Source organism: Streptomyces sp. NPDC043746 (assembly GCF_056436485.1).
Window position 1 is genome coordinate 143,444 of sequence record NZ_JBWKCM010000016.1, and the last position, 6,573, is coordinate 150,016.

Genomic DNA, 6,573 nt, shown 5'->3' on the forward strand with positions numbered 1-6,573 from the left:
GAGCACCCGCCCCGCTGTACGTGTTCATGGTCACACCGGGGGACGGCCGCCGCAGATGTTCCCCTTGGGGCGCACGGCCGATGCAGATCCTGCGGTCCTCGCGCGGAGAGTCCGCAGGTCGGACAATGGATTGGACAAGCCGGGCCCGGTCATACGCATCATGGAGCGGCAAACGGGCCGCACAGGTGTACAGAACAGAGGAGTCCTCGTGAAGGTCGGAATCGTCGGCGCCACCGGTCAGGTCGGCACAGTCATGCTCAGGATCCTGGCCGAGCGGAACTTCCCCGTCGACGAGCTGCGGCTCTTCGCCTCCGCCCGCTCGGCCGGTTCCACGATCGACTTCCGGGACACGGCCGTCACCGTCGAGGACGCCTCCACCGCCGACTACACGGGCCTGGACATCGTGCTGTTCTCGGCCGGTGGGGCGACCTCCAAGGCGCTGGCCGAGAAGGTCGCCGCCCAGGGCGCCGTGGTGATCGACAACTCCTCCGCCTGGCGCAAGGACCCCGAGGTCCCGCTCGTCGTCTCCGAGGTCAACCCGCACGCGGCCCGCGTACGTCCCAAGGGGATCATCGCCAACCCGAACTGCACCACGATGGCCGCCATGCCCGTGCTGCGCCCGCTGCACGAGGAGGCCGGTCTCGAAGCGCTGACCGTCGCCACCTACCAGGCCGTCTCCGGCTCGGGGCTCGCCGGAGTCTCCGAGCTGCACGGCCAGGCCTCCAAGGTCGTCGCCGACGCCGAGAAGCTGGTCCACGACGGCGAGGCCGTGGACTTCCCCGAGCCGGGCGTCTACAAGCGCCCCATCGCCTTCAACGTACTGCCGCTGGCGGGCTCGATCGTGGACGACGGCTCGTTCGAGACGGACGAGGAGCAGAAGCTCCGCAACGAGTCCCGCAAGATCCTGGAGATCCCGGAGCTGAAGGTCTCCGGCACCTGCGTCCGGGTCCCGGTCTTCTCCGGCCACTCGCTCCAGATCAACGCCCGCTTCGCCCGCCCGATCGGCGTCGAGCGCGCCTACGAGCTGCTGAAGGACGCCGAGGGCGTCGAGCTCTCCGAGATCCCGACCCCGCTCCAGGCGGCCGGCAAGGACGCCAGTTACGTGGGCCGCATCCGGGTCGACGAGACGGTGGACCACGGCCTCGCGCTCTTCGTCTCCAACGACAACCTCCGCAAGGGCGCGGCGCTGAACGCCGTGCAGATCGCGGAGCTGGTGGCGGCCGAGCTGACGGGCTGACGCGCGGCCTCGCGGACGTCCGCGTACGGGAAGGGGCGGCCCCGCCGGAGTGCACCGGTGGGGCCGCCCCTTCGTATGCGTACCGTCCGCGTCCCGGCGGAAACCGGACATCGCGCGGGGCGTGCGCGGCGGGATGCGCCGCCGGGAGTCCCCGGGTGCGGCGCGCATGGAAGGATGGCCGGAAACGCCGCATATCAAGTCGCACACCAAGGAGATGACCGCGTGCCTGGCACGAATCTGACCCGCGAAGAGGCACAGGAGCGGGCGCGCCTGCTGACCGTGGACGCGTACGAGATCGATCTCGACCTCTCCGGAGCGCAGGAGGGCGGCACCTACCGGTCCGTGACCACCGTGCGCTTCGACTCCGCGGAGGCCGGTGCTCAGACCTTCATCGACCTGGTCGCCCCCGCCGTCCACGAGGCGGTGCTCAACGGTGAGGCGCTGGACGTCGCCGCCGTGTTCCGTGACTCCCGGATCGCCCTGGCCGGGCTGCGCGAGGGCGCCAACGAGCTGAAGGTCGTCGCGGACTGCGCGTACACCAACACCGGCGAGGGGCTGCACCGGTTCGTCGACCCGGTCGACGAGCAGGCCTACCTCTACACCCAGTTCGAGGTGCCGGACGCCCGCCGCGTCTTCGCCTCCTTCGAGCAGCCGGACCTGAAGGCGACCTTCCAGTTCACCGTGAAGGCCCCCGCCGGCTGGACGGTCATCTCGAACTCGCCGACGCCGGAGCCGAAGGACGACGTCTGGACGTTCGAGCCGACGCCGCGCATCTCGACGTACATCACGGCGCTCATCGTCGGCCCGTACCACTCGGTGCACAGCAGTTACGAGAAGGACGGCCAGTCCGTCCCGCTCGGCATCTACTGCCGGCCCTCGCTGGCGGAGTACCTGGACGCGGAGGACATCTTCGCCGTCACCCGGCAGGGCTTCGACTGGTTCCAGGAGAAGTTCGACTACGCGTACCCGTTCGCCAAGTACGACCAGCTCTTCGTCCCGGAGTTCAACGCGGGCGCGATGGAGAACGCGGGCGCGGTCACCATCCGCGACCAGTACGTCTTCCGCTCCAAGGTGACGGACGCGGCGTACGAGGTGCGGGCCGAGACGATCCTGCACGAGCTGGCCCACATGTGGTTCGGCGACCTCGTCACGATGGAGTGGTGGAACGACCTCTGGCTCAACGAGTCGTTCGCCACCTACACCTCGATCGCCTGCCAGGCGTACGCCGAGGGCTCGAAGTGGCCGCACTCCTGGACCACCTTCGCCAACTCCATGAAGACCTGGGCCTACCGCCAGGACCAGCTGCCCTCCACGCACCCGATCATGGCGGACATCAGCGACCTGGACGACGTCCTCGTCAACTTCGACGGGATCACGTACGCCAAGGGCGCCTCGGTGCTCAAGCAGCTCGTGGCGTACGTCGGCATGGACGCGTTCTTCCAGGGCGTGCAGGCGTACTTCAAGGCGCACGCCTTCGGCAACACCCGCCTGACCGACCTGCTGGGCGCGCTGGAGAAGACCTCCGGCCGCGACCTGAAGACCTGGTCGAAGGCGTGGCTGGAGACGGCCGGGATCAACATCCTGCGCCCGGAGATCGAGACCGACGCCGAGGGTCGGATCACCTCCTTCACCGTGCTCCAGGAGGCCCCGGCGCTGCCCGCCGGAGCCAAGGGCGAGCCGACGCTGCGCCCGCACCGGATCGCCATCGGCGCGTACGACCTGGACGAGAGCGGCAAGCTCGTGAGGACCAACCGGATCGAGCTGGACGTCGACGGCGAGCGCACCACCGTGGAAGAGCTGGTCGGCCGGGCCCGCCCGGCGGTCGTGCTGCTCAACGACGACGACCTCTCGTACGCCAAGGTCCGCCTGGACGAGGAGTCGCTGCGGGTCGTCACCGAGCACCTGGGCGACTTCACCGAGTCGCTGCCGCGCGCCCTGTGCTGGGCCTCCGCCTGGGACATGACCCGCGACGGCGAGCTGGCCACCCGCGACTACCTGGCGCTGGTGCTCTCGGGCATCGGCAAGGAGTCGGACATCGGCGTCGTCCAGTCGCTGCACCGCCAGGTGAAGCTGGCCCTGGACCTGTACTCCGCGCCGGAGACCCGGGAGGCCGCGCTCAACCAGTGGACGGACGCGACGCTCGCGCACCTGCGCGCGGCGGAGCCGGGCAGCGACCACCAGCTGGCGTGGGCCCGTGCCTTCGCGGCGACGGCCCGCAACCCGCAGCAGCTGGACCTGCTCCAGTCGCTGCTGGACGGCACGGAGGCGATCGAGGGCCTGACCGTCGACACCGAGCTGCGCTGGTCGTTCGTGCAGCGGCTGGCGGCCGTGGGGCTGCTGGACGAGGAGGAGATCGCCGCCGAGTACGAGCGCGACAAGACGGCGGCGGGCGAGCGCCACGCCGCCTTCGCCCGGGCGGCCCAGCCCTCCGAGGAGGCCAAGGCCCGGGCGTGGGCCTCGGTCGTGGAGCAGGGCGACCTGCCCAACGCCGTGCAGGAAGCGGTCATCAGCGGCTTCGTCCAGCCGGACCAGCGTGAGCTGCTGGCGCCGTACACGGAGAAGTACTTCGCCTCGGTGAAGGAGGTGTCGGACTCGCGCAGCCACGAGATGGCCCAGCAGATCATCGTGGGCCTCTACCCGACGCTCCAGGTCTCCCGGGAGACACTGGACGCCACCGACGCCTGGCTGGAGTCGGCGGAGCCGGGCGCGGCCCTGCGCCGGATGATGTCGGAGTCGCGGGCGGGCGTGGAGCGCGCGCTGAAGGCCCAGGCGGCGGACGCGGCGGCGGCCACCGCGTAGCGACTTCTGGGTGGGGGCGCTCTCTCCGCTGCGGCGGCGGGGGCGCCCCTTCGCGTGGGGCACCTGGCGGGTGCCGGCCCGGACGCTGCGGTTCTCCGCGTACGCCGTCCGAGCCGCGCGCTCTGCCGGAATCCGCCGGGAAGGTCTGGAAACCGCCCGGCGGGCGGGCGCAGGAGCGCAGCCGTCCGCCGGGCGGGAACTGGAGGGTGGTTCACCGGGCGGGAACTGAGGGGCGGTGGTTCGCCGGGCTACGGCGTCACGCGCCCGTCTCCTCGTAGCGGCGGGTCAGTTCGGCGGTGCCCGACTCCGTGAAGCTGCCGTGCAGCCGCATCCGGGCCACCCCGCCGTCGGGGAAGGCGTCAAGGCGGACGTGGGTGACGACGGCCTGGGCGCGGAGCACGAAGCGGTGGAGGGTGTCGGGCTGGAGGCGGGTGCGCGGGATGATCTCGAACCACTCGCCGGTCTCGCCGTTGCGGCCCTGGAGGGCCACCCAGCCGGCGGAGTTGCCCTTGAGGTAGGCGGTGTCGATCTCGACCGCGCGGACCGCTCCCTGGGCGGCGAGGCGGAAGCGGACCCAGTCGTTGGTGTCGCGGACCCGGCGGCGGCGGTTCTCCCAGCCGTCGTCCATCTTGCGGGAGGTGCCCGGCAGGATGATCTGGGTGGGCGAGGAGTAGAAGCGGTCGGAGGCGTCCTCGTAACGGCCGCCGTTGAGCACCGAGATCAGGTCGACCGTGCCGAGCGCGGCGATCCAGGCCGGGTCGGGGACGACCTCGCCGTGCACGCGGAGGCGGGCTATGCCGCCGTCGGGGTGCTGGCAGAGGCGGAGGTGGGTGTAGCGGCGGACGCTGGTGATCTCGAAGGCGTTGGCCGCGTGGCCGCGTACGGGGGTGGGCGGAAGGATCTCCTCCCACTTCACGTCGTCGGCGAGCAGTTCCTCGGGGCTCGGGGCGCCGTCGACGGCGGTGGCCTGCACCGATACGCGCTGGGGGTAGTTGCCGCGGAAGTGGGCGGTGTCCACGACCAGGCCGCGCACGATGCCGGGGGCGCCGAGGCGGACGATCGCCCAGTCGTGGTCCTCGGGGGCGGGGAAGGGGTGGTCGGCGTCGGTCCCGCGGCGGCGGCGGGTCTCCCAGCCGTCCATGATCTTGCCCTTGTGGCCGAAGTGCTCGGGGTCGAAGACGGCGCGCTCGCGGATCAGGAGGTTCTCGCGCTCGGCGAAGAACTCGTCGTTGGCGGCGATCACCCCCGCGCCCAGGCGGCGGTCCGCGAGGTCGACCAGCTCGGTGAAGGGGAGGTCTCCCGCCTCGCGGTAGTCGGCGTACGGGTCGCCGCCGCCGTAGGGCGCGGCGTCATTGGCGTGGGGGTCGGGGTTCTGGAATGCGGTCTCGCTCGCGTCGAAGGTCATGCCCATACCTTCGCGCAGACCGACCCATCAGGTCCATCGAAAGTTATCGCACATACTGTTCAGTTCAGCTGAACGATCCCGCGACCCGGTTCAGAGCCCGCAGCACCCGCGCCACCGCAGGCCCGCTCTCCGCCCCGTGCCGGACCGCCGCCACCACGTGGCGGCGCGGCTGGTCCGCCGCCAGGACCCGCGTCACCACGCCCTCCGGCCGCTGCCCCCGGGAGGCCATCCGGGGGACGAGCGCGATGCCCATGCCCGCCTCGACCAGGGCGAGGATCGCGGTCCAGCCGGCGGCGCTGTGGGCCTGCTCGGGAACGAAGCCCGCCGCCTCGCAGGCGGCCGTGGTGATCTCGGACCAGGGGCCCGAGCCGCCGAAGATCCAGCGGTCGGCAGCCAGGTCGGCGAGGCGCAGTGCGGGCGCGGCGGCCAGCGGGTGGTCGGCCGGGAGTGCGACGTCCAGCGGGTCGGCCAGCAGCGGGAAGAGGGAGAAGCGGGGGTCGCGGGCGGTCGGCGCGTGGGCGGCCAGCGAGAGGGCCAGGTCCACCTCGCCCGCGGTGAGCAGCTCGTACGCCTGTGCCGCCTCGGCCTCCCGTACGCGTACGTCGGGCCCCGGGCGCTCCTCGGCGCGCAGGAGCCGCACGGCGGGGACCACGAGGGCGGGTACGGCGGTGGAGAACGCGCCGACCCTGACCTCGCCCGCCTCGCCGCGCAGATAGCCGGTGAGTTCGGCATCCGCCCGCTCCAGCTGGGCGAAGACCGCCTCGGCGTGGCGCAGGACGAGGTGGGCGGCGTCGGTGAGGCGGACGCGGCGGCCCTGCGGCTCCAGAAGTTCCACGCCGAGCTGCCTGGCCAGGTTGGTGAGCTGCTGGGAGACGGCGGAGGGGGTCATCAGGAGCGCCTCGGCGGTCGCCGTCACCGTGCCCTGGTCGCGCAGCGTGCGCAGGATGCGGAGTTTCTTGACGTCCCACTCGGTCATGGGCGCAACCTACCCCGCGGCCCGGGGCGGGCCCGGACAGGCGAGGGGGGGGGGGGGGGGGGGGGGCGGGGGGGGCCGTCGTGGTTGTGTGTGGGGTCGACCCTCTTTTTTTGGTTTTTTCTGGACAAAACCAAAGAAGGGGGCGTCAGAAAAGGG

4 protein-coding genes are annotated in these 6,573 nt (G+C 71.6%); 2 read left to right on the forward strand and 2 right to left on the reverse strand.

Translation table 11 applies throughout. The features are described from left to right. The first annotated feature begins 208 nt into the window (after positions 1-208). Positions 209-1,237, forward strand: a complete 1,029-nt coding sequence (locus tag AC0682_RS19155; protein WP_254812540.1) for an aspartate-semialdehyde dehydrogenase — start codon at positions 209-211, stop codon at positions 1,235-1,237. Positions 1,238-1,459: 222 nt separating this feature from the next. Continuing rightward, on the forward strand, positions 1,460-4,036 hold the full coding sequence (gene pepN, locus AC0682_RS19160) for an aminopeptidase N (protein WP_254812539.1): 2,577 nt from the start codon (positions 1,460-1,462) through the stop codon (positions 4,034-4,036). A gap of 256 nt (positions 4,037-4,292) precedes the next feature. Here the strand turns inward: pepN and alc are convergent, their stop codons facing one another. Then, positions 4,293-5,441 (reverse strand): allantoicase, encoded by a 1,149-nt coding sequence (gene alc / locus AC0682_RS19165; protein WP_478534059.1) that lies wholly within the window; start codon positions 5,439-5,441, stop codon positions 4,293-4,295. A 64-nt stretch (positions 5,442-5,505) separates the two neighbouring features. Next, the gene (locus AC0682_RS19170; protein ID WP_478534061.1) at positions 5,506-6,417 is read right to left on the reverse strand and encodes a LysR substrate-binding domain-containing protein; all 912 of its coding nucleotides are present in this window, start codon (positions 6,415-6,417) and stop codon (positions 5,506-5,508) included. Positions 6,418-6,573 lie beyond the last annotated feature (156 nt).

Bases quoted from the DNA above. Each gene is read 5' to 3' on its own strand.
- alc (WP_478534059.1), bottom strand. From the start codon at position 5,441: ATGACCTTCGACGCGAGCGAGACCGCATTCCAGAACCCCGACCCCCAC.
- AC0682_RS19170 (WP_478534061.1), bottom strand. From the start codon at position 6,417: ATGACCGAGTGGGACGTCAAGAAACTCCGCATCCTGCGCACGCTGCGC.